This window comes from Pseudomonas sp. 1 R 17 (genome assembly GCF_900067035.1).
Classification (GTDB): Bacteria; Pseudomonadota; Gammaproteobacteria; order Pseudomonadales; family Pseudomonadaceae; genus Aquipseudomonas; species Aquipseudomonas marginalis.
In genome coordinates, this window is the sequence record NZ_FKLB01000069.1 from 118,178 (window position 1) to 139,496 (window position 21,319).

Consider the following 21,319-nt stretch of genomic DNA (forward strand, 5'->3'; position numbering starts at 1 on the left):
CGGCCTGGGAAGACTCGGACCTGCACCAAGGGACGAATCCCCAGGCTGAGTGGCGTTTTCCCACGGACTCGACGCGCTGGCTTACTGCTGCAGTTGCGGGGTTTCCTGGCCCATGCAACGCACCGCCTGCTTCTTATTATTGACCAACACACCACTCAAGCCTTTTTGTTCGGTATCGAACATGACCAGCACGCCATCGACGCACTGCGCCACTTGAGCGGCCGGGGTCAGGGAGATCTTGTAGTCCTCGCCCGGCACGGTCTTGAGCATGGTGAAGTCGCTGAGCAGCAACGCATCCTCAGGCTTGGCGAAGTGCAAATAGCCGTAGTACCACAGGCAGCCGACGGTGCCGATGATGGTGCCGATACCGGTGAGGATCAGCGGGATCATGTTGCGTTCTTCACTCATTGCGGGCTCTCTGATGGATCAACTTTAGGAATGGGGTAATTCGGAATCTCGCCCAGGCGGCGCAGGCCGTTGAAGTGCTGCGGGTCGTCCAGATAGCGCAGCATCACGGTTTGCCAAGTCTTGTCGGCAAAGGTCTGCACATGGCCGCCGCGGGTCAACTGCAATACCCGTGGCGGCGGCGCGGCCTGATACAGGCGGATACCGTTGGCCACGGGCACGATCGGGTCATCCAGGCTGTGGAACAGCAATTTCGGCACGCCGGTCAGTTGCGGCATGGCGTTGATCGCGCTGTCGGCGTCGGGCACCAGCCAAGACAAGGGCACCTGGAAGGGCCATGTTAACCAGGAGGTGCTCAGGGCGAATTGTCCTACGTCACGATAACTGGCGGGCACGCCGTCCAGTACCAGGGCCTTGAGTTGGACTTGACGCTGCGGGTGTTCCGCCAGGTAATGCACCGCCAGCGCACCGCCGAGGCTTTGACCGAGGACGATCAACGGCTGGCCCTGGGTTTCGGGCGCCTGGTCGAGCCAGTTGAACGCCGCGTCCACGTCCTGATAGATCGCTGGCAGCGAGGGCTTGCCTGCCGACAGCCCGTAACCGCGATAGTCCAGCAGCAGTACCTGGTAGCCCTGCTCCGGCAACCACCAGCTGCCGCCCAGGTGCCAGGCCAGGTTACCGCCGTTGCCGTGCAGGTGCAGCACCGTCCCTTTGACGGGTACTCCGGCCTTGGCCGGCAGCCACCACGCGTGCAACTTCACACCGTCGGCGGTGGTGAGGGTGACATCGCGGTATTGCAAGTGCGCTTTTTCGGGCGTGAACGGCAGGCCGGGTTCGGGGTAGAACAGCAGCGAGCTGCAACCGTTCAATGTGAGTAGCAGGCACAGAATGCCGAGGATTCTCATCCGTTGAAGCCTCGTGAATAACAACGTTTAAAGGATATTGGAGTAATCCGCCTCGATCCGGTCCAGGCTCAAGTGGTTGAGGAAGTTGGAGAAACACATCCACGCCGCCAGTGCATTCATGTCGCGGAACTGCTCCGGCAGGTACTTGGGCGGCACCACCAGGCCTTCGTCCACCAGTTGGCGCAAGGTGCGCATGTCTTCCAGGGTGGTCTTGCCGCAGAACAGCAGCGGCACTTGCTCCAGCTTGCCTTTGCGCACGGCCAGCTGGATGTAGTTGTAGACCATGATAAAGCCCTTGAGGTAGGACAGATCCTTGGTAAACGGCAGGCCGTTCGGCACCGAGCCACGGAATACCCGGCTGGCGTTGCCATAGCTTTCGGCCATTTCAAAGCCTTGCTCGCGGAAGAACTCGAACACCTGCAGGAAGTCGGCACCCTCTTCCACCATGTGGATCGCACGGGTGCGGTTGGTCAGCTTGCGCAAGCGGCTCGGGTAGGAGGCGAACGTAATGATCTCCATGAGGATCGCCAGGCCTTCCTGGGTCACGGTGGACGACGGCGGGCCCTTGGACAGGAACGTGCAGATCGGCTGGTTCTGGCCGTTGAGCGTGGTACCGACATGCACCAGGCCTTCGTGGACTTCCAGCGCACGCACGTCGCGGTCGTTGAACATCGCGTCGGCGCGGATCTTGATGTAGTCGGCGCCCGCTGCGGCATCGGCAACGATGCCGTCGGACTCAAACACCCGGATGGTCTCTTCGGCTTCGCCAAATACCTTGTTCAGGCGGGTTTGCAGCAGGGCCACGGCGTCCTTGGCGGTCAGGGTCTTGGCTTCGTCCTTGAGGTCGCCACGGCCGTCGATATTGTTCAGGTAGTCGGAGAGCATCAGGCCCAGGTCAGCCAGGGTCGGGTCGCCGGCGTGGAAGGCGTCGGAGGCGGCGCCGTACAGCTCCTGGGAAATCAGGCCGAAGTCCTCGGTGCCGCGGGCTTCGAGCATGCGCACCACCATGCGGTATTCGCGGCACATGCGGCGCATGATCTGCCCCACCGGGCTGAACTGGCCGAGGCGGCGAGTGATGTCGCGTTCGATGTTCTGGAATTCCAGCTTTACCGCACTGGAGTCGAACGACAGCGGCCGGTTCAGGTAATAGTCGCGATCCACGGCGGGCATGGCCTTGCCCTTGGCCTTGAGGAATCCCTGGCGAATGTTGTCGTCCCACTTCACGGCGTCGAGGACGCGAATCGGTGTTTGCGCCAGCACAATGCGATCGGACAAGCTGCGTATCGTCTGCTGGTAATCGTCCACCCGGTGCTTCCTCTTTAAACGTTATTTGCCCGCACGCTGGTAGCGCACGGCTTCAACGAACACATCGGCATTGGCCGGATCATCCAGGTAGGCAAACACCTGGCTCATGGAACTGTCGACCCGTACGCCGGCGCCTTCGACGGTATCCACGCTGCTGCCCTGCAGCACCTGTTGCCCGATGGCCTGGTGAATCTGTTCGAGGTCGAGGTTATAGACCACCAATTCGTGCTTATCGTCGAACTCGAACCCCGCCAGGAAGTAATGCCCTCCGAACCGGGCCGGCAACGGTGCCGACAGGTACCAGCGGTTGCCATGACGCGAAACGGTAAACAGGTACTCATCGCGCTGGGCCGGCGTGGCTTTAGGGTAGCTCACCGCCTTGTAGCGGTGCTCACCGGCACGGCTGATGCGCAGATTGAGCGGTTCGCCCCAGGCATTCCTGCTGGTCCAATGGCCCAGCAACTCATCCGGTGCCGCCTCATGGGCGGGCAACGGGTCCTTGAACGTGACCAGGCAACCGCTGAGCAACAGGAACGACAAGGCGATTACCGCCACACGCCAGGTTTTCATTGGACTCCCCCGGTGTCAGACCGAGGCCAACACCAAATGCATGTAACGCTTGAGGATCTCAAGCATCTCTTCACCGGTCAGAGGCTCTGCGCCGCCCAGCAGGCCCTGATATTCCATCCGACTGATAATCGCCGTCAACACCTTGGCGTCCTGTTGCGGCTCGCGGGAGCCCAATACCTGGAAAAACTGCCCCGTGCCCTGCAACAGGATCTGCTGGTGGGAACGCACCAGCTCAGCCAGGCGCGGGTTGAGCAAGGCTTCCTGGCGAAAGGCCTGTTCGGCCATCAAATGCTCGCGGCGGTTGGTCAACTGGCGCAGCACATAGTCGGCGGTCAGCCGCGCGATGTCATCGGCCAGTTGCGAGCGCGATTCCGGGCTGCCATCGCCATAGGCGACCATCTCACGCAGCAGGCCTTCGTTACGCACCCATAGCTTGCCCATGAAGGCGGCGCTGCGTTCAACGTACTGGGCGAAGGTATCGGTGAGCAGGTCATCGATGTCCTTGAAGTAATAGGTAGTGGCTGACAACGGCACACCGGCCTCGGCCGCCACGGCCCGATGGCGCACGGCCCGCACGCCATCGCGCACCACGATGCGCATGGCTGCATCGAGAATGTCTTGCCTGCGTTGCTCGCTGCCCCGACGGCTGGCCTTACGGCCCTGGTACTGGACGCTTTCAGCCACGGCAGCGGCAATGCCGGCGGCACCTTCTTGAGCGGTTACGCGGTTCACGACACACATCCTTGAATAGATCAAAACCTGGCGCTGTTTGCTTGACGCTTAAAAACGCCACATAAAAAAGCCGCCTTATAAAAGGCGGCTTCGGATTTCGCTACATTTACGCTTGTGGCCGCATGTGCGGGAACAAGATCACATCGCGGATCGACGGCGAGTTGGTCAACAACATCACCAGGCGGTCGATGCCGATACCTTCACCGGCCGTTGGCGGCATGCCGTATTCCAGGGCACGTACGAAGTCGGCGTCGTAGTGCATGGCTTCGTCGTCGCCAGCGTCCTTGTCGGCCACCTGGGCCATGAAGCGCTCGGCCTGGTCTTCCGCGTCGTTAAGCTCGGAGTAGGCGTTGGCGATTTCGCGGCCGCCGATGAACAGCTCGAAACGGTCGGTGACGTTCGGGTTGTCGTCGTTGCGACGGGCCAGCGGCGACACTTCGAACGGGTACTGGGTAATGAAGTGCGGCTGTTCCAGCTTGTGCTCCACCAGCTCTTCGAAAATCATCACCTGCAGTTTGCCCAGGCCTTCGAAACCGAGCACCTTGGCACCGGCTTTCTTGGCGATGGCGCGGGCCTTGTCGATGTCGTTGAGGTCGTCTGCGGTCAACTCAGGGTTGTACTTGAGGATCGAGTCGAACACCGACAGGCGCACGAACGGCTCGCCGAAGTGGAACACCTTGTCGCCGTACGGCACGTCGGTAGTCCCGAGGACAAGCTGCGCCAGCTCGCGGAACAGTTCCTCGGTGAGGTCCATGTTGTCTTCGTAGTCGGCGTAGGCCTGGTAGAACTCCAACATGGTGAATTCCGGGTTGTGCCGGGTCGAGACGCCTTCGTTACGGAAGTTGCGGTTGATCTCGAACACCTTCTCGAAGCCACCGACCACAAGACGCTTGAGGTACAACTCAGGCGCGATACGCAGGAACATTTCCAGGTCCAGTGCGTTGTGGTGGGTTTCGAACGGCTTGGCTGCGGCACCACCCGGGATGGTCTGCAGCATCGGGGTTTCCACTTCCAGGAAGTCACGCTGCATCAGGAAGCTGCGGATGTGCGCGATGACCTGCGAACGCACGCGGAAGGTCTGGCGCACGTCTTCGTTGACGATCAGGTCAACGTAGCGCTGGCGGTAACGCTGCTCGGTGTCGGTCAGGCCGTGGTGCTTGTCCGGCAACGGGCGCAGGGACTTGGTCAGCAGGCGCACGCTGGTCATTTCCACGTACAGGTCGCCCTTGCCGGAACGGGCCAGGGTGCCTTCGGCGGCGATGATGTCGCCCATATCCCAGGTTTTCACCGAGGCCAGGGTTTCTTCGGACAGGGTCTTGCGGTTGACGTAGACCTGGATACGCCCGGTCATGTCCTGGATCACCATGAACGAGCCACGGTTGAGCATGATGCGACCTGCCACCTTGACCGGGATCGCCGCTTCTGCCAGCTCTTCCTTGGTCTTGTCCGCGTACTGCTTCTGCAAGGCATCGCAGTAGTTGTCGCGACGGAAGTCGTTGGGGAAGGCATTGCCCTTGGCGCGCTCGGCAGCCAGCTTTTCCTTGCGCAGGGCGATCAGGGAGTTTTCTTCCTGTTGCAGGGCTTGCGGGTCGAGTTGTTGGTCGCTCATGTCTTTAAATTTTCCATCAGGTTCGTTGTCCCAGGCGTAGGCCGGGGATCGCCGGCAAGGACTAGGCGTCCCCCCGGTTCCTACAAGGGGTTACAGGCCAGATTTCAGGCTGGCTTCCAGGTATTCGTCAATGTCACCGTCGAGCACCTTGTCGCAGTCGCTGCGTTCGATGTTAGTGCGCAGATCCTTGATCCGCGACGCATCGAGCACATAAGAGCGGATCTGGTGACCCCAGCCGATATCCGACTTGGTGTCTTCCAGGGCCTGGGAAGCGGCGTTGCGCTTCTGCATTTCCTGCTCGTACAACTTGGCCCGCAGCATTTTCATGGCGGTGTCCTTGTTCGCGTGCTGGGAACGTTCGTTCTGGCAGCTCACCACGGTGTTGGTCGGTACGTGGGTAATACGTACGGCCGAGTCGGTGGTGTTTACGTGCTGGCCACCGGCACCGGAGGAGCGGTAGGTGTCGATACGCAGGTCGGCCGGGTTGATCTCGATTTCCACCTTGTCATCGATCTCGGGCGAGACGAACACCGCAGAGAACGAGGTGTGGCGACGGTTGCCGGAGTCGAACGGGCTCTTGCGCACCAGGCGGTGTACGCCGATCTCGGTACGCAGCCAGCCAAAGGCGTATTCACCCTTGATGTGCACGGTCGCGCCCTTGATGCCGGCGACTTCACCAGCCGACAGTTCCATGATGGTGGCGTCGAAACCGCGCTTGTCGGCCCAGCGCAGGTACATGCGCAGCAGGATGTTGGCCCAGTCCTGGGCTTCGGTGCCGCCGGAACCGGCCTGGATGTCCAGGTAGGCGTTGTTCGGGTCCATTTCGTGGCTGAACATGCGACGGAATTCAAGCTTGGCGAGGTTTTCCTCGAGACGGGCCAGCTCGGCGACGACATCGCCCACTGCGCCTTCGTCGTTTTCCTCGACGGCCATGTCCAGCAGGTCGCGGCAATCGGCCAGGCCGGTATTCAGTTCGTCGAGGGTGTCGACGATCTGCGCCAGCGCAGCGCGCTCGCGCCCCAGTTCCTGGGCGTATTCAGGTTTGTTCCAGACACTCGGATCTTCAAGCTCGCGATTGACTTCGGTCAGGCGCTCATGCTTTTGATCGTAGTCAAAGATACCCCCGAATAGTTTCGGAGCGCTCGGACAGGTCCTTGATGGTGTTAAGGATCGGGTTGATTTCCATGGCGGGCAGCACTCGTTGGCGAACTTTTGAAAGCCGGCGAGTATAACGGCAAACGGGGGGGAGCGGCAGCCCGCCTGGCGAAAAGGCAGACTACGCAGGGTTAAATGTGGGAGGGGGCAAGCCCCCTCCCACATTTTGATCTGTTGCGGCCTCGAGTCACTCGATGCCGACCAGGTTTCGCCCGTTGTGCTTGGCCGTATACAAGCCCTTGTCCGCCGCCATGATCAACTGGCGGCAATCGGTACCCTGCACCGGCGTCATGGTCGACAGCCCGATGCTGATGGTCAGGCTCGAGCCTTCCGCCGGGGCGATATGCGGGATTTTCAGTGCGGCGACGGCCATGCGCAGCTTTTCCGCCACCAGGCGTGCCCCACCCGGCGAGGTGTTCGGCAACACCAGGGCAAACTCTTCGCCGCCGTAGCGTGCCGGCAGGTCCGAGGGGCGGCTGCTGGCTTCGCGGATAGTGTTGGCGACCTTGCGCAAGGCTTCATCACCCTCGACGTGGCCAAAGCTGTCGTTGTAGGTCTTGAAGAAATCCACGTCGATCATCAGCAATGACAGCTGGGTCTGATCACGCATGGCGCGGCGCCATTCCAGCTCCAGGTATTCGTCGAAGTGGCGGCGGTTGGACAGCCCGGTCAGGCCATCGGAGTTCATCAGCCGTTGCAGCACCAGGTTGGTGTCCAGCAGCTGTTGCTGGCTGACCCGCAGCGCACGGTAGGCGGCATCGCGCTGCAACAGGGTCATGTAGGAACGCGAGTGATAGCGGATGCGCGCCACCAGTTCGATGTTGTCCGGCAGCTTGACCAGGTAATCGTTGGCCCCCGCCGAGAACGCCGCGCTCTTGATCAGCGGGTCTTCCTTGGTGGAAAGCACGATGATCGGGATGTTCTGCGTGGCCGGGTGGTTGCGGTATTCGCGCACCAGGGTCAAGCCGTCGAGGCCCGGCATCACCAGGTCCTGCAGGATCACCGTGGGCTTGATGCGGATGGCCTGGGCAATCGCCTGGTGCGGGTCGGCACAGAAGTGGAAGTCGATGTTTTCTTCGTGGGCCAGGCCGCGCCGGACGGCTTCGCCGATCATGGCCTGGTCGTCGACCAGCAACACCATGGCGGCGTTTTCGTCGGTCTTGATGTCGTCGATCTGTAAATCATTCATGTGCAGTCACCTGAATTACTGCCTGCAAGCCAACACCGCGGAAGGTCATGATCATTTTGCAAAGACCTCCAGCAATCGGGGCGCAATTCTATCCAGTGGGCGAATTTCAACAGCAGCATCAATCGCCGCCGCCGCTTTGGGCATGCCATACACCGCCGAGCTTTGCTGATCCTGGGCGATGGTCAAATAACCTTGTTCACGCATTAGCTTGAGCCCCTGGGCCCCGTCACGCCCCATACCCGTCAGCAGTACGCCGACGGCATCGCCATTCCAGTGGCTGGCCACGCTTTCGAAAAACACGTCGATCGAAGGCCGGTAAATCTCGTTCACCGGCTCTGCGGTATAGGCTAGCGTGCCATTCTTCAATAAACGAATGTGGTGATTGGTGCCGGCCAGCAGCACCACCCCGCTTTGCGGCGGTTCGCCTTCGCGGGCCAGGCGTACCGGCAGGCCGGAGGCGCTGCTCAGCCACTCGGCCATGCCGGCGGCGAAGACCTGATCCACATGCTGCACCAGCACAATGGCGGCGGCAAAGTCCCGGGGCAATCCCTTGAGCAGGGTTTCCAGGGCAGCCGGGCCACCCGCCGAAGAACCGATCGCCACCAGGCTCTGGCGTTCGCCGGTGCTGCGCTCCGGGGTGGTTTCGGCGCGCACACGGCTGCCGCGCTGGCCGATCAGCCAGCCGATGTTGAGGATCTTGCGCAGCAACGGCGCCGCCGCATCCTTGGGGTTGCCCACGCCGAGCGCCGGCGTGTCCACCACATCCAGGGCGCCGTGGCCCATGGCTTCGAACACCCGGCTCACATTGGCCTGGCGGTCGACGGTCACCAGCAGGATCGCGCACGGGGTCTCGGCCATGATCTGCCGCGTGGCCTCCACGCCGTCCATCACCGGCATGATCAGGTCCATCAGGATCAGGTCCGGGGTCAATTCGGCGCAGCGCTGCACCGCCTCCAGGCCATTGCTGGCCACCCACACCACCTGGTGCGCGGGCTCGAAGCTCAAGGCACGGCGCAGGGCCTCCACGGCCAGGGGCATGTCGTTGACGATCGCAATCCTCATGACCGCGCGCCTCCGATCAGCTCCACCACGGCATCCAGCAGCGCGTCATCGTGGAAACTGGCCTTGGCCAGATAATAATCGGCCCCAGCATCCAGCCCGCGACGGCGGTCTTCTTCACGGTCTTTGTACGACACCACCATCACCGGCAACGATTGCAGGCGACTGTCACGGCGCAGGAGTGTGACCAATTCAATACCGTCCATACGAGGCATATCGATATCAGTGATAAGCAGGTCGAAGTCTTCGGAGCGCAAGGCGTTCCAGCCGTCCATGCCGTCAACCGCGACGGCCACTTCGTACCCGCGATTGAGCAGCAGTTTGCGTTGCAACTCCCGCACAGTGAGCGAGTCGTCCACCACCAGTACCCGCTTGCGCGGTGCCTCGGTGGCCTGCTGGCTGCGCCGGGCGATGCGTTCCAGGCGCCCGGTGTTGAGCAGCTTGTCCACCGAGCGCAGCATATCTTCCACATCGACGATCAATACCACCGAGCCGTCGTCCAGCAAGGCACCGGCGGAAATATCCTGGACCTTGCCCAGGCGATCATCCAGCGGCAACACCACCAGGGTGCGTTCGCCGATAAAGCGTTCCACGGCGATCCCGTAAACCGCATCGCGCTCGCGGATCACCACCACCTTCAAGGTTTCGTCATTGCTCTGCCCCAATGGGCGCTGCAACAGCTGGCTGGCGGCGACCAGGCCCACATGCCGACCTTCATGCCAGAAATGCTGGCGGCCTTCCAACTGCACAATGTCGTCGGGTGCCAGGTCGCACATGCGCTCGATATGCGCCAGCGGGAACGCATAGGCTTCCTCGCCGACTTCCACCACCAGGCTGCGCACCACCGACAGGGTCAGCGGCACCTCCAGATGGAAGCGACTGCCCTGCCCTGCCGTCTGCTCCAGCACCACCGCGCCGCGCAGTTGGCGAACCATATGCTGCACCGCATCCAGCCCGACACCGCGCCCGGACACTTCGGTGACCTTGTCGCGCAGGCTGAACCCCGGCAGGAACAGGAACGTCAGCAGCTCCTCTTCACTCAGGTTCAGGGCCGTCTCCCAGGTTGAAAGATGCCGATCGACGATGGTGCCGCGCAGACGCTCCAGGTCGACGCCATTGCCGTCGTCACTCAGCTCCAGCACCAGCAGGCCGGCCTGATGGGACGCGCGCAGGCGGATCAGGCCTTCGGCAGGTTTGCCTGCCAGCAGGCGTTGCTCGGGCATTTCGATGCCGTGGTCGACGGCATTGCGCAATAAATGGGTGAGTGGCGCTTCGAGCTTTTCCAGCACGTCGCGATCGACCTGGGTCTTTTCTCCCTCGATCTCCAGGCGCACTTGCTTGCCCAGGCTTCGGCCGAGGTCGCGCACCATGCGCACCTGACCGGCCAGCACGTCGGCAAACGGGCGCATGCGACAGGCCAGCGCAGTGTCGTAGAGCACCTGGGCACGCTGGCCGGCCTGCCAGCCAAACTCATCCAGCTCGGCGGTCTTTTCCGCCAGCAGCGCCTGGGCTTCGCTCAGCAGGCGGCGGGTATCGGCCAGGGCTTCCTCGGCTTCGAGGCTCAAACCCAGGGTCTTGAGCTGGCCATCCAGGGTATCCAGGGCGCGTACGCTCTGGCTTTGAATCCGTTTGAGACGCTGCATGCTGGCCAGGTAGGGCTTGAGCCGCTGGGTTTCCACCAGAGACTTGCTCGAGAGGTCCAACAGGCTGTTCAAGCGCTCGGCGGTCACGCGCAATACGCGTTCGCCACCTTCAGTCATGCGCCGGCCCTGACGCGGCGGATCACTGGCGACGTGCGGTGCGGGCTCAGGCTCCGGCGGCAGCTCTTCGATGAGCGGCGCCGGGGCGGGCTCAGGCGCAGCGGGCAGCGGCGCGACGTAGGCACTGGGCTGGGATGGATCCAGCAGGCGCTCCATCAACGCCACATAGGCATCGATGTCCGCCGTGCCGACATCGTTGCCAGGAGTGGCGATACGCATCAGCAAGTCGGTGCCTTGCAGCAACGCGTCGATATGTTCGGGTTGCAGGTACAGGCGGCGTTCCTGGGCGCTGACCAGGCAATCCTCCATGACATGGGCCACGCTGACCCCGGCGTCCACCCCGACGATGCGCGCCGCGCCCTTGAGCGAATGCGCGGCACGCATGCAGGCTTCAAGCTGGTCGGCCTGGGTAGGGTTGCGCTCCAGGGCCAGCAGGCCCGCGCTCAGCACCTGGGTCTGGGCATCGGCTTCCAGGCTGAACAGCTCCAGCAGCGAGGCGTCGCGCATCTGGTCGGGGGTCATGTGAGGCTCCGGGTCACGGCGGACAACAATTGCGCCTCGTCCAGCCACCGCAGGCTACGGCCTTTCCACTGCAACACACCCTGGGTGTAGCGCGCGCTGGCCTGGGTACCCGAGGCCGACGCCGCCTTCAGGGTGCGCTCATCGATGGCATGGATGCCATCCACTTCGTCCACCGGCACCACCACCGGGCCATCCTGCGCGGCGATGATCAGCATGCGCGGCATGATCCGCCCACCGCTGGCGCCCTGATGGGTTGTTTCCAGGCCAAGCAACTCCACCAGCGACAGGCACGCCACCAGCGCACCACGCACATTGGCCACACCGAGCAAGGCACGGGAGCGCTGGTGCGGCAGCGAGTGAATCGGTTGCAACGGCGCCACCTCCACCAGGCAGCGGGTGGCGATGCCCAGCCATTCCTCGCCGAGGCGGAACACCAACAGCGAGCGGGTGACGATCTTTTCGTCAACCTCGGCAGCCGCCACCGGACGACGGTCGTCCTGCTGCAAGGCATAGCGGTCCAGCAAGCGCGTGGCGGCAGCCGAGTACACCGAACAGTTACGGCAGTGGATATGCTCCACAAGCAACGGGCACGACTTGTCGCCATGGATACCGATACGGTTCCAGCAGTCGTCGATGGCTTGGGTGTCGGCCAGGGTCAGGTCCAGGCCTGCGGTGTTGAGCGCCTCGGTGCTACTCATCGTTTGGACTCACTGTCTGCTCGCTCGCTGCGGGCGGCCCGCGCCTGTAAACGGCGCGCCCCCGCACTGTCGCCCTGGGACTCGAGCAAGGCGGCCAGGTGCATCAAGGCCTGCGGGTGCTGGGGTTCCAGGTACAAGGCTTTACGATAAAACCCCTGGGCTTCCAGGGCGCTGCCGGCCACGTCGCTGAGCAACCCCAGCCAGTAGAACACCTGGGCGGCCGGCGGGTGACTGTTCAGATACTGCTCGCAGGCGGCGCGGGCCTCGGCACTTTTGCCTTCGTTGGCCAGGCTGGCGATGCGGCTGAGCAAGGTGCCCGCATCGGAGGGCGGCGCCTTGATCGGCCCCGCCTGGGTGCTGGCCGTGCTGAACGGTCGCGGCTTGACCGGGACCGGCGCGGCGCTGCGCGGTGGCGTCGGCATGGGCACGAATACCGGCTCAGGCTTCACCGGTTCGGCATGCCGGCTGAAGGCAAATGACTGCGGCACCCCAATCGAGCGCATGCCGTGGCGCCCCAGCAAGCTGCCCTCGGCGGGACCGATAAACAGCACGCCGTCCACATGGGTCAGGCCCTTGAGCACATCGAAGACTTGTTTCTGGGTCGGCTGGTCAAAGTAGATCAGCAGGTTGCGGCAAAACACGAAATCGTAGCTCGCCTCGTTCGCCAGCAGCGTCGGGTCGAGCAGGTTGCCGACTTGCAGGCGCACCTGTTCGCGCACGCGGTCGGCGATGTGGAACCCGTCGCCGTATTCCGTGAAGTGGCGGTCGCGAAAGGCAATATCGCCACCGCGAAACGAGTTCTTGCCATACACCCCACGCCGGGCGCGCTCCACCGACAGCGGGCTGACATCCAGGCCCAGGACCTTGAACTGGTGCGGCGCCAGCCCGGCATCCAGCAAGGCCATGGCAATGGAATAGGGTTCTTCGCCGGTGGAACACGGCAGGCTGAGAATGCGCAGGGCGCGCATCTGCTTGATCTCGGCCAGGCGTGCAAGCGCCAGTCGGGCCAGGGTCGCAAAGGATTCGGGGTAACGGAAAAACCAGGTCTCGGGGACGATCACGGCTTCGATCAGCGCGTGTTGCTCGTCCTCGGAGCTTTGCAGGTGCTGCCAGTACTGCCCTGGCGTTTGCGCCTGCACGGCCTGGCTGCGCTGGCGTACGGCGCGCTCGATGATGGCCTCGCCGACCGACGCGACGTCCAGGCCGATACGTTCTTTCAAGAAGGCAAAGAAACGCGGGTCGTTGCTCATAGGCTCAGCTCGGCAGAAAACAACAGGGCGCGCACATCATCGGTGAGCACGTCATTCACGCCAATCCACTGCATCAGGCCCAGGGCATCCTCACGCACCGGCCCCAGGTACCGCGCCTGGCGGTTATCCAGGCCGTAAGGCTGGAATTCGGCCGGGTCGCACCGCAGGGTGTCCGTGGCCTGCTCGAGGATCAGCCCGAGCCAGCGCGATTCGACCCAGGTGTGCGGCTGGTAATTGACCAGCACCAGGCGCGTACTCGTACGCGCTTGGGCCGCTGTGCCGAAGGTCAGCGCACTCAGGTCGATGACCGGCACCAACGCCCCGCGATGGGCAAAGATGCCCGCCACCCACAGTGGCGCGTGGGCGATAGGCTTGAGCGGCAGGCGTGGCAACACCTCGGCCACCTCCGTGGCCTTGAGCGCAAAGCGTTCGCTGCCGATGTGAAACACCAGGAACAAGGCTTTTTTCGCTGCCGGAACGGCGCCGCGTTTAGCCGCAAGGTCGCTCATCAGACTTTGAAACGCGACACGCCGCTGCGCAGACCCACCGCAACCTGGCTCAGTTCATCGATGGCAAAGCTGGCCTGGCGCAGGGACTCCACCGTCTGGCTGCTGGCATCGCCCAGTTGCACCAGGGCATGGTTGATCTGCTCGGCGCCGGTGGCCTGGGCCTGCATGCCTTCGTTGACCATCAACACCCGCGGCGCCAGGGCCTGTACCTGATGGATGATCTGCGACAGTTGCTCGCCTACTTGCTGCACTTCGAACATGCCTCGACGGACTTCTTCGGAGAACTTGTCCATGCCCATCACGCCCGCCGAAACCGCTGACTGGATTTCACGCACCATCTGCTCGATGTCGTAGGTGGCCACGGCGGTCTGGTCGGCCAGGCGCCGCACTTCGGTGGCCACCACGGCAAAACCGCGCCCATATTCACCGGCCTTTTCGGCTTCGATGGCGGCATTCAGGGACAGCAGGTTGGTCTGGTCGGCGACCTTGACGATGGTCACCACCACCTGGTTGATATTGCCGGCCTTCTCATTGAGGATCGCCAGCTTGGCGTTCACCAAGTCGGCGGCGCCCATCACCGAGTGCATGGTTTCTTCCATGCGCGCCAGGCCTTGCTGGCCGGAACCGGCGGCCACCGAGGCCTGGTCGGCGGCGGTGGACACTTCGGTCATGGTGCGAACCAGATCCTTGGAAGTGGCAGCGATCTCCCGTGAAGTGGCACCGATCTCAGTGGTGGTGGCCGCGGTTTCAGTGGCAGTGGCCTGCTGCTGCTTGGAGGTGGCCGCAATCTCGGTGACCGAGGTGGTGACCTGCACCGAAGAGCGCTGGGCCTGGGACACCAGGGCCGTGAGCTCGGTCATCATGTCGTTGAAGCCGGTTTCCACCGCACCGAACTCGTCCTTGCGCTCCAGGTTCAAGCGTTTGCTCAGGTCACCGGTGCGCATGGTCTGGAGGATCTCGACGATGCGTTGCATCGGCGCCATGATCGCGCGCATCAGCAGCAGGCCACACAGGCCGGCGGCGAGAATGGCCACGGCCAGCGACAGGAACATGCTGACCTTGGCCGAGGCAACGGCGTCGTCAATGGCGGCCGTTGCCCTGTCGGACACGGCCTTGTTTTCCGTGATGATGTCATTGAGCTTCATGCGCCCTTCGGTCCAGATCGGCGTCAATTGCTCTTCCAGCAGCTCGCGGGCGGCCGGCAGGTCATTGGCTTCGACGCGCTCAAGCACCTCGGCCAGGACCTTGTTGTAATTGATGTGGGCGGCCTTGAAGTTATCGAACTCCATGCGATCGGCCTGGCTATGCACGGTTTTTTCGTAATTGGCCATCTGCTGTTCGATACGCGCCTCGAAGGCCTTGTAATCCGACTTATCGCTATTGGTGAAGGTTTTATCCTCGCGCAGGCCAATGATATCGATGGTCTGCAAATAGCTGTCGACCCACGCGCTGCGGATCATCGAACTGAGGTAAACCCCCGGCACCGCGTCGTCACGCACCGATTCCTGGCTGGCTTCGATCTTCAGCAACCGTGAGTAGGACACCACAACCATCAGCAGCATGATCGCGATAATGACCGCAAAGCTCGCCAAAATCCGCTGGCGCAAGGTCCAATTCTTCACAGTGTTTCCTCGAAGGGCCATTCAAATGGAGGGGAGTATAGCTGAGCAGAAGCCCTCATTTATCAATGGGTTTTGGTGTTGTGCCGACATATATGCAAAAACACCTGTGGGAGGGGGCTTGCCCCCGATTGCGGTGGAACAGCTGCAAATACTCCAACTGGTCTACCGCTATCGGGGCAAGCCCCCTCCCACATTGCGTACACTCGTCGGTTATTGGTTAAGCCGTACCTGCTTTTCCAGTTCCAGCTTCAAGCCCGGCTCGAGCTTGAGTTGGCGGGCCAATTCGTCCAGATACGCCTTTTCCATAAAGTTCTCCTCGTCCACCAGCATCACGCTGGCGATGTACATCTCGGCAGCCATTTCCGGGGTGCCGGCGGCGCGGGCGACGTCGGCCGGGTCCAGCGGCTTGTTCAATTCGGCGTGCAGCCAGCTTTGCAGTTCGCGGTCGTTGTCCAGCTTGGTGAATTCACCTTCGATCAGTGCGCGTTCACGCTCATCCACATGGCCGTCGGCCTTGGCGGCGGCGACCAATGCCTTGAGGATCCCCTGGCTGTGCTGCTCGACCTGGGCCGGTGGCAGGCGGTCGATGGTTTGCGGTTCGCCCTGAGGCGCGTTGGCCTGCTTGGCCTGCCAGTTGCCGTAGGCTTTGTAGGCAATCACGCCCAACGCGGCCAGCCCGCCATAGGTCAGGGCCTTGCCGCCAAACTTGCGCGCCTTCTTGTTGCCCAGCAACAGGCCCATGGCTCCCGCCGCCAGGGCGCCACCGCCCGCACCGCCGAGCAGGCTGCCGAGACCGCCGCCGCCGAGCAGCCCGCCGAGGGCGCCTTTATCGTCCTGCTTGCGCTGGCCGCCGGTTTTGTTCTGCAACATATCCTGGCCGGACTTGAGCAACTGATCGAGCAATCCACGGGTATTCATTCGTAGCCTCCAGACACTAGGGTTCATAGGACCAATAGGCCCTCAGCGTAAAACTAAGTGCCAAAAAGCCGCGATCTAGAGTGCTTCCAGATGTAACGCCGCTGCCCTTCGCTTAAATCGATATACACTCGGATAAATCTATAAAAACACCCCACTGGTAATTCCAGCATGATGACCTTGCGTCAAATCCGGCATTTTATCGCCGTGGCCGAGACCGGTTCGATCTCCGCCGCCGCGCAGACCGCGTTCATTTCCCAGTCCACCCTGACCCTGGCGATCCAGCAACTGGAGCAGGAAATCGGCGTCACCCTGTTCAACCGCCACGCCAAGGGCATGACCCTCACGCACCAGGGCCATCAGTTCCTGCGCCAGGCGCACTTGATCCTCGCCACCGTCGACAATGCCAAGCGCAGCCTGCAACAGAGCACCGACCAGGTCGCCGGGCAGTTGATCATCGGCGTGACCAGCCTGGTCGCCGGCTACTACCTGGCGGATTTGCTCACCCGCTTCCAGCGCGCCTACCCCAACGTGGAGATCCGCGTGATGGAAGACGAACGCCCGTATATCGAGCATTTGCTGGTCAGCGGCGAGATCGATGTGGGCGTGCTGATCCTCTCCAACCTGGAAGACCGCCACGCCCTGCAGACCGAAGTCCTCACCCACTCGCCCCACCGCCTGTGGCTACCGGCGCAACATCCGCTGCTGGAGCACGACAGCATCAACCTCGCCGACGTGGCAAGCGAGCCGTTGATTCAGCTTAACGTCGACGAAATGGGGCATAACGCCCAGCGCCTGTGGGCAGCTGCCGGCCTGCAACCGCGCGTGACCCTGCGCACCGCCTCCACCGAGGCCGTGCGCAGCCTGGTGGCCGCGGGCCTGGGCGTGTCGATCCAACCGGACATGACCTACCGCCCCTGGTCCCTGGAGGGCGACATTATTGAAGCGCGGCCGATTGCCGACCTCAGCCAGACCCTGGACGTCGGCCTGGCCTGGCGTCGAGGCACCGCGCGACCGGCCTTGGTGGATCCGTTCCTCACCGTTGCGCGGGAACAACCACACCCGCGCAAGCCATCTATTTAATCGAATGCTGCATTCAGTATTTAGTATTTGTTGTCCTCACGCCTGGCCTCTAGTCTCTGTTTATTCATAGGAGAGGGTCATGCGCCTTGTAAGAGAACGCCCATGACCACACAAGAAAAGAGATCACGAAAAATGTCCGGCGCGCCAACCCCGCTGCTCACTGCGTTGCTGATCGACGGCGAACTGGTCCAGGGCCAGGGCGTTGCCGAGCCGATCCTCAACCCGGCCACCGGCGAAGTGCTCACCCAGATCGCCGAAGCCAGCACCGAGCAGGTCGAAAGTGCGATCCTCGCCGCACACCGCGCTTTTGCCGGCTGGTCGCGGACCACGCCGCAACAACGCTCCAACATCCTGCTGGGCATCGCGGACGCCATCGAGAAACACGCCGACTATCTGGCCCGCCTGGAATCGCTTAACTGCGGCAAGCCGTTGCACCTGGCGCGCCAGGACGACTTGAGCGCCACCATCGATGTGTTCCGCTTCTTCGCCGGCGCCGTGCGCTGCCAGACCGGCCAGCTCAGCGGCGAATACCTGCCGGGCTACACCAGCATGGTGCGCCGCGATCCGATTGGCGTGGTGGCCTCGATTGCGCCGTGGAACTACCCGCTGATGATGGCCGCGTGGAAGATCGCCCCGGCGCTGGCGGCCGGTAATACCTTGGTGTTCAAGCCGTCGGAACACACGCCGCTGTCGATCCTCGCATTGGCCCCGGTCCTGAAGGACGTGTTACCACGCGGGGTCATCAACATTCTGTGCGGTGGCGGTGAAGGCGTCGGCAGCCATTTGGTCAGCCACCCCAAGGTGCGCATGGTCTCGCTGACCGGCGACATCGTCACCGGCCAGAAAATCCTGCAGGCTGCCTCCAAGACCCTCAAACGCACACACCTGGAATTGGGCGGCAAGGCGCCGGTGATCGTGTGCAACGACGCCGATCTGCAAGCCGTGGTCGAAGGCGTACGTGCCTACGGTTACTACAACGCCGGCCAGGACTGCACCGCGGCGTGCCGCATCTATGCCCAGGCGGGCATCCACGACAAATTGGTCGCCGAGCTGGGCGCAGCCGTCAGCAGCCTGCGCTTCGCCGGCAAGCGCGATGCCGATAATGAACTCGGCCCGCTGATCAGCACACGCCAGCGCGACCGCGTGGCCAGCTTTGTCGAGCGCGCCCTGGGCCAGCCGCATATCGAGCGGGTCACCGGCGCGGCCGTGCATTCCGGGGCCGGCTTCTATTACCAGCCGACGCTGCTCGCCGGTTGCAAGCAGAACGATGAAATCGTCCAGCGCGAAGTGTTCGGCCCGGTGGTCACCGTGACCCGCTTCGACGAACTGGAACAGGCGGTGGACTGGGCCAACGATTCCGAATACGGCCTGGCCTCCTCCGTCTGGACCCAGAACCTGGACAAGGCCATGCAGGTCGCCGCGCGCCTGCAATACGGCTGCACCTGGATCAACAGCCATTTCATGCTGGTCAGCGAAATGCCCCACGGCGGCTTGAAGCGCTCGGGGTATGGGAAAGATCTGTCCAGCGATTCGCTACAGGACTACAGCGTGGTGCGCCACATCATGGCCCGCCACGGCCAGCATCTTTAAAACAACAACTAAGCTCATGCGTCACGGCTTCACACACTGCCCCGACCATAATTAAAGAAGAGGGAACCCCCATGTCTGCGCATAAGACCGCACTGCTCAGTGCCTTGACCACCGCGCTACTGGCCAGCGTCAGTATCCAGGCCGCCGAACCGCTCAAGGCGGTGGGCGCTGGTGAAGGCCAGTTGGATATCGTCGCCTGGCCCGGCTATATCGAACGTGGCGAAAGCGACAAGGCCTACGACTGGGTCACAGGTTTCGAGAAGGAAACCGGCTGCAAGGTCAACGTGAAAACCGCCGCCACCTCTGACGAAATGGTCAGTTTGATGGCCAAGGGCGGTTATGACCTGGTCACCGCGTCCGGGGATGCGTCGCTGCGGTTGATCGTTGGCAAGCGTGTGCAACCAATCAACACGGCGTTGATCCCCAACTGGAAGAACATCGACCCGCGCCTCAAGGATGCGCCGTGGTACGTGGTGGGCCAGCAGACCTACGGCACCCCGTACCAGTGGGGGCCGAACGTGCTGATGTACAACACCACCGTGTTCAAGACCGCGCCCACCAGCTGGAATGTGCTGTTCGATGCGCAGAACCTGCCGGACGGCAAGCCGAACAAAGGTCGCGTGCAGGCCTATGACGGTCCGATCTACATCGCCGATGCGGCGCTGTACCTCAAGAGCACCCAGCCGGAACTGGGGATCCAGAGCCCCTATGAACTGACCGAAACCCAGTACAAGGCCGTGCTCGACCTGTTGCGCGCGCAGCAGCCGTTGATCCACCGCTACTGGCATGACACCACCGTGCAAATGAGCGACTTCAAGAACGAAGGCGTGGTGGCCTCCAGCGCCTGGCCGTATCAGGTCAACGGCCTGCAGAACGAGAAGCAGCCGATTGCTTCGACCATTCCCAAGGAAGGCGCCACCGGCTGGGCCGACACCACCATGTTGCACAGCGAGGCCAAGCACCCGAATTGCGCCTACAAGTGGATGGACTGGTCGCTGCAGCCGAAAGTCCAGGGCGATGTCGCCGCCTGGTTCGGCTCGCTGCCGGCGGTGCCCGCAGCCTGCAAGGAAAGCGAACTGCTCGGCGCCGAGGGTTGCAAGACCAACGGCTTCGACCAGTTCGACAAGATCGCCTTCTGGAAAACCCCGCAGGCCGAGGGCGGCAAGTTCGTGCCGTACAGCCGCTGGACCCAGGACTACATCGCGATCATGGGCGGGCGCTAAGCCATCTGACCCTCAGGGGCCGCTTCGCGGCCCAACGCAGCCTCGTGCCTCGGCAGCTGCTACGGATCTTTACTGCTTCTACACCGTTGGTAGGAGCCGTCGAGTGAAACGAGGCTGCGATTTCTGAGCACCTCCTACGATTTTATTTTTATCCAAAACGCGCCTTTTTGGAGCACCGCACCATGACGCTTGCAGTCCAATTCACCCACGTTTCCCGTCAGTTCGGCGAAGTGAAGGCCGTTGACCGGGTTTCCATCGATATCCAGGACGGCGAGTTCTTTTCCATGCTCGGCCCATCCGGCTCGGGCAAGACCACCTGCCTGCGCCTGATCGCCGGTTTCGAGCAACCGAGCGCAGGCTCGATCCGCATTCATGGCGAGGAAGCCGCTGGCTTGCCGCCGTATCAGCGTGACGTAAACACGGTATTCCAGGATTACGCACTGTTCCCCCATATGAACGTGCGCGACAACGTCGCCTATGGCCTCAAGGTCAAAGGCGTGGGCAAGACCGAACGCCTCAACCGCGCCGAAGAAGCCTTGGGGATGGTCGCCCTCGGTGGCTACGGCGAGCGCAAGCCGGTACAGCTCTCCGGCGGCCAACGCCAACGAGTGGCCTTGGCCCGTGCCCTGGTCAATCGCCCCCGCGTGTTGCTGCTCGATGAACCCCTGGGCGCCCTCGACCTCAAGCTGCGCGAACAGATGCAAAGCGAGCTGAAGAAGCTGCAACGCCAGCTCGGCATCACCTTTATCTTCGTCACCCACGACCAGACCGAAGCGCTGTCGATGTCCGACCGTGTGGCGGTGTTCAACAAGGGCCGTATCGAACAGGTCGACACCCCGCGCAACCTGTATATGAAACCGGCCACCGCGTTCGTCGCCGAGTTCGTCGGCACCTCCAACGTGATTCGCGGCGAGTTGGCCCAGCGCCTCAGCGGCAGTGCGCAGCCGTTTTCGATTCGCCCGGAACACGTACGGTTTGCCGAGGGCCCGCTGGGCGCCGGCGAAGTGGAAATCAGCGGCCTGCTGCACGACATCCAGTACCAGGGCAGCGCCACCCGCTATGAACTGAAACTGGAAAACGGCCAGGCGCTGAACATCAGCCAGGCCAACAACCAGTGGCTGGACATCAGCAGCGGCCATCAGGTCGGCCAGTTCATCACCGCCCGCTGGGCGCGAGAAGCCATGACGCCGCTGACTGACCGCGCAGGCGAGGTGTGAC

General features: G+C 62.6%; 19 protein-coding genes. 4 read left to right on the top strand and 15 right to left on the bottom strand.

Annotated elements, in window-relative coordinates; genetic code table 11:
• Nucleotides 1-81 precede the first annotated feature (81 nt).
• The 15 genes from BFP99_RS29535 to BFP99_RS29605 all read right to left on the bottom strand — a co-directional run bounded on the left by BFP99_RS29535 (nucleotide 82) and on the right by BFP99_RS29605 (nucleotide 16,208).
• On the bottom strand, nucleotides 82-408 hold the full coding sequence (locus BFP99_RS29535; protein ID WP_003172217.1) for a hypothetical protein: 327 nt from the start codon (nucleotides 406-408) through the stop codon (nucleotides 82-84).
• Nucleotides 405-1,310 (bottom strand): alpha/beta hydrolase, encoded by a 906-nt coding sequence (locus tag BFP99_RS29540; protein ID WP_027604512.1) that lies wholly within the window; start codon nucleotides 1,308-1,310, stop codon nucleotides 405-407. The genes BFP99_RS29535 and BFP99_RS29540 overlap by 4 nt, the downstream gene beginning before the upstream one ends.
• Nucleotides 1,311-1,337: 27 nt before the next feature.
• A complete protein-coding gene (locus BFP99_RS29545) occupies nucleotides 1,338-2,615 on the bottom strand; it encodes a flavohemoglobin expression-modulating QEGLA motif protein (RefSeq protein WP_027604513.1) in 1,278 nt (425 codons plus the stop codon).
• 21 nt (nucleotides 2,616-2,636) lie between these two features.
• On the bottom strand, nucleotides 2,637-3,185 hold the full coding sequence (locus BFP99_RS29550) for a hypothetical protein (protein WP_065926486.1): 549 nt from the start codon (nucleotides 3,183-3,185) through the stop codon (nucleotides 2,637-2,639).
• Between the two features lie 15 nt (nucleotides 3,186-3,200).
• Nucleotides 3,201-3,917 carry a TetR/AcrR family transcriptional regulator gene (locus BFP99_RS29555; protein ID WP_027604515.1) on the bottom strand — a complete coding sequence of 239 codons (717 nt, stop codon included), beginning with the start codon at nucleotides 3,915-3,917 and terminating at the stop codon, nucleotides 3,201-3,203.
• Nucleotides 3,918-4,023: 106 nt separating this feature from the next.
• Nucleotides 4,024-5,526, bottom strand: a complete 1,503-nt coding sequence (lysS, locus tag BFP99_RS29560) for a lysine--tRNA ligase (protein WP_065926487.1) — start codon at nucleotides 5,524-5,526, stop codon at nucleotides 4,024-4,026.
• Nucleotides 5,527-5,616: 90 nt separating this feature from the next.
• Nucleotides 5,617-6,712 (bottom strand): peptide chain release factor 2 gene (prfB, locus tag BFP99_RS29565; protein WP_098465888.1). Its coding sequence is split into 2 segments (ribosomal slippage): nucleotides 5,617-6,639 and nucleotides 6,641-6,712, totalling 1,095 coding nucleotides; the frame shifts between segments, so codons are not numbered across the junction.
• Between the two features lie 156 nt (nucleotides 6,713-6,868).
• On the bottom strand, nucleotides 6,869-7,870 hold the full coding sequence (locus tag BFP99_RS29570; protein WP_065926488.1) for a response regulator: 1,002 nt from the start codon (nucleotides 7,868-7,870) through the stop codon (nucleotides 6,869-6,871).
• A gap of 51 nt (nucleotides 7,871-7,921) precedes the next feature.
• Entirely contained in the window at nucleotides 7,922-8,932 is a 1,011-nt protein-coding gene (locus BFP99_RS29575; protein ID WP_065926489.1) for a chemotaxis response regulator protein-glutamate methylesterase, read from the bottom strand.
• Nucleotides 8,929-11,211 (bottom strand): hybrid sensor histidine kinase/response regulator, encoded by a 2,283-nt coding sequence (locus BFP99_RS29580; protein WP_065948858.1) that lies wholly within the window; start codon nucleotides 11,209-11,211, stop codon nucleotides 8,929-8,931. The genes BFP99_RS29575 and BFP99_RS29580 overlap by 4 nt, the downstream gene beginning before the upstream one ends.
• Nucleotides 11,208-11,909, bottom strand: coding sequence for a chemotaxis protein CheW (locus BFP99_RS29585; protein ID WP_027604520.1), 702 nt, complete (start codon nucleotides 11,907-11,909; stop codon nucleotides 11,208-11,210). The genes BFP99_RS29580 and BFP99_RS29585 overlap by 4 nt, the downstream gene beginning before the upstream one ends.
• Nucleotides 11,906-13,159: a CheR family methyltransferase gene (locus tag BFP99_RS29590; RefSeq protein ID WP_065948859.1), complete on the bottom strand. Its 1,254-nt coding sequence runs from the start codon at nucleotides 13,157-13,159 to the stop codon at nucleotides 11,906-11,908. Before BFP99_RS29590 ends, BFP99_RS29585 begins: the two co-directional genes overlap by 4 nt.
• Entirely contained in the window at nucleotides 13,156-13,668 is a 513-nt protein-coding gene (locus BFP99_RS29595; protein ID WP_027604522.1) for a chemotaxis protein CheW, read from the bottom strand. Before BFP99_RS29595 ends, BFP99_RS29590 begins: the two co-directional genes overlap by 4 nt.
• Nucleotides 13,668-15,311: a methyl-accepting chemotaxis protein gene (locus BFP99_RS29600; RefSeq protein ID WP_370671268.1), complete on the bottom strand. Its 1,644-nt coding sequence runs from the start codon at nucleotides 15,309-15,311 to the stop codon at nucleotides 13,668-13,670. The genes BFP99_RS29595 and BFP99_RS29600 overlap by 1 nt, the downstream gene beginning before the upstream one ends.
• Before the next feature lie 189 nt (nucleotides 15,312-15,500).
• On the bottom strand, nucleotides 15,501-16,208 hold the full coding sequence (locus BFP99_RS29605) for a tellurite resistance TerB family protein (RefSeq protein WP_065938734.1): 708 nt from the start codon (nucleotides 16,206-16,208) through the stop codon (nucleotides 15,501-15,503).
• A 168-nt stretch (nucleotides 16,209-16,376) separates the two neighbouring features.
• Here BFP99_RS29605 and BFP99_RS29610 point away from each other — a divergent pair, with 168 nt between their 5' ends.
• From BFP99_RS29610 to BFP99_RS29625, 4 genes are all read left to right on the top strand, one after another.
• Nucleotides 16,377-17,288: a LysR family transcriptional regulator gene (locus BFP99_RS29610; RefSeq protein ID WP_065926494.1), complete on the top strand. Its 912-nt coding sequence runs from the start codon at nucleotides 16,377-16,379 to the stop codon at nucleotides 17,286-17,288.
• Between the two features lie 132 nt (nucleotides 17,289-17,420).
• Nucleotides 17,421-18,878 carry a gamma-aminobutyraldehyde dehydrogenase gene (locus tag BFP99_RS29615; protein WP_065926495.1) on the top strand — a complete coding sequence of 486 codons (1,458 nt, stop codon included), beginning with the start codon at nucleotides 17,421-17,423 and terminating at the stop codon, nucleotides 18,876-18,878.
• A 71-nt stretch (nucleotides 18,879-18,949) separates the two neighbouring features.
• Nucleotides 18,950-20,101 carry a putative ABC transporter substrate-binding protein YdcS gene (gene ydcS / locus BFP99_RS29620; RefSeq protein WP_065926496.1) on the top strand — a complete coding sequence of 384 codons (1,152 nt, stop codon included), beginning with the start codon at nucleotides 18,950-18,952 and terminating at the stop codon, nucleotides 20,099-20,101.
• Between the two features lie 182 nt (nucleotides 20,102-20,283).
• The gene (locus BFP99_RS29625) at nucleotides 20,284-21,318 is read left to right on the top strand and encodes an ABC transporter ATP-binding protein (RefSeq protein ID WP_065948860.1); all 1,035 of its coding nucleotides are present in this window, start codon (nucleotides 20,284-20,286) and stop codon (nucleotides 21,316-21,318) included.
• Nucleotide 21,319 lies beyond the last annotated feature (1 nt).

Coding starts and splice junctions, on each gene's coding strand:
- BFP99_RS29535 (WP_003172217.1), bottom strand. CDS start 408: ATGAGTGAAGAACGCAACATGATCCCGCTGATCCTCACCGGTATCGGC.
- BFP99_RS29540 (WP_027604512.1), bottom strand. CDS start 1,310: ATGAGAATCCTCGGCATTCTGTGCCTGCTACTCACATTGAACGGTTGC.
- BFP99_RS29550 (WP_065926486.1), bottom strand. CDS start 3,185: ATGAAAACCTGGCGTGTGGCGGTAATCGCCTTGTCGTTCCTGTTGCTC.
- lysS (WP_065926487.1), bottom strand. CDS start 5,526: ATGAGCGACCAACAACTCGACCCGCAAGCCCTGCAACAGGAAGAAAAC.
- BFP99_RS29570 (WP_065926488.1), bottom strand. CDS start 7,870: ATGAATGATTTACAGATCGACGACATCAAGACCGACGAAAACGCCGCC.
- BFP99_RS29575 (WP_065926489.1), bottom strand. CDS start 8,932: ATGAGGATTGCGATCGTCAACGACATGCCCCTGGCCGTGGAGGCCCTG.
- BFP99_RS29580 (WP_065948858.1), bottom strand. CDS start 11,211: ATGACCCCCGACCAGATGCGCGACGCCTCGCTGCTGGAGCTGTTCAGC.
- BFP99_RS29585 (WP_027604520.1), bottom strand. CDS start 11,909: ATGAGTAGCACCGAGGCGCTCAACACCGCAGGCCTGGACCTGACCCTG.
- BFP99_RS29590 (WP_065948859.1), bottom strand. CDS start 13,159: ATGAGCAACGACCCGCGTTTCTTTGCCTTCTTGAAAGAACGTATCGGC.
- BFP99_RS29595 (WP_027604522.1), bottom strand. CDS start 13,668: ATGAGCGACCTTGCGGCTAAACGCGGCGCCGTTCCGGCAGCGAAAAAA.
- BFP99_RS29600 (WP_370671268.1), bottom strand. CDS start 15,311: ATGGCCCTTCGAGGAAACACTGTGAAGAATTGGACCTTGCGCCAGCGG.
- BFP99_RS29605 (WP_065938734.1), bottom strand. CDS start 16,208: ATGAATACCCGTGGATTGCTCGATCAGTTGCTCAAGTCCGGCCAGGAT.
- BFP99_RS29610 (WP_065926494.1), top strand. CDS start 16,377: ATGATGACCTTGCGTCAAATCCGGCATTTTATCGCCGTGGCCGAGACC.
- BFP99_RS29615 (WP_065926495.1), top strand. CDS start 17,421: ATGTCCGGCGCGCCAACCCCGCTGCTCACTGCGTTGCTGATCGACGGC.
- ydcS (WP_065926496.1), top strand. CDS start 18,950: ATGTCTGCGCATAAGACCGCACTGCTCAGTGCCTTGACCACCGCGCTA.
- BFP99_RS29625 (WP_065948860.1), top strand. CDS start 20,284: ATGACGCTTGCAGTCCAATTCACCCACGTTTCCCGTCAGTTCGGCGAA.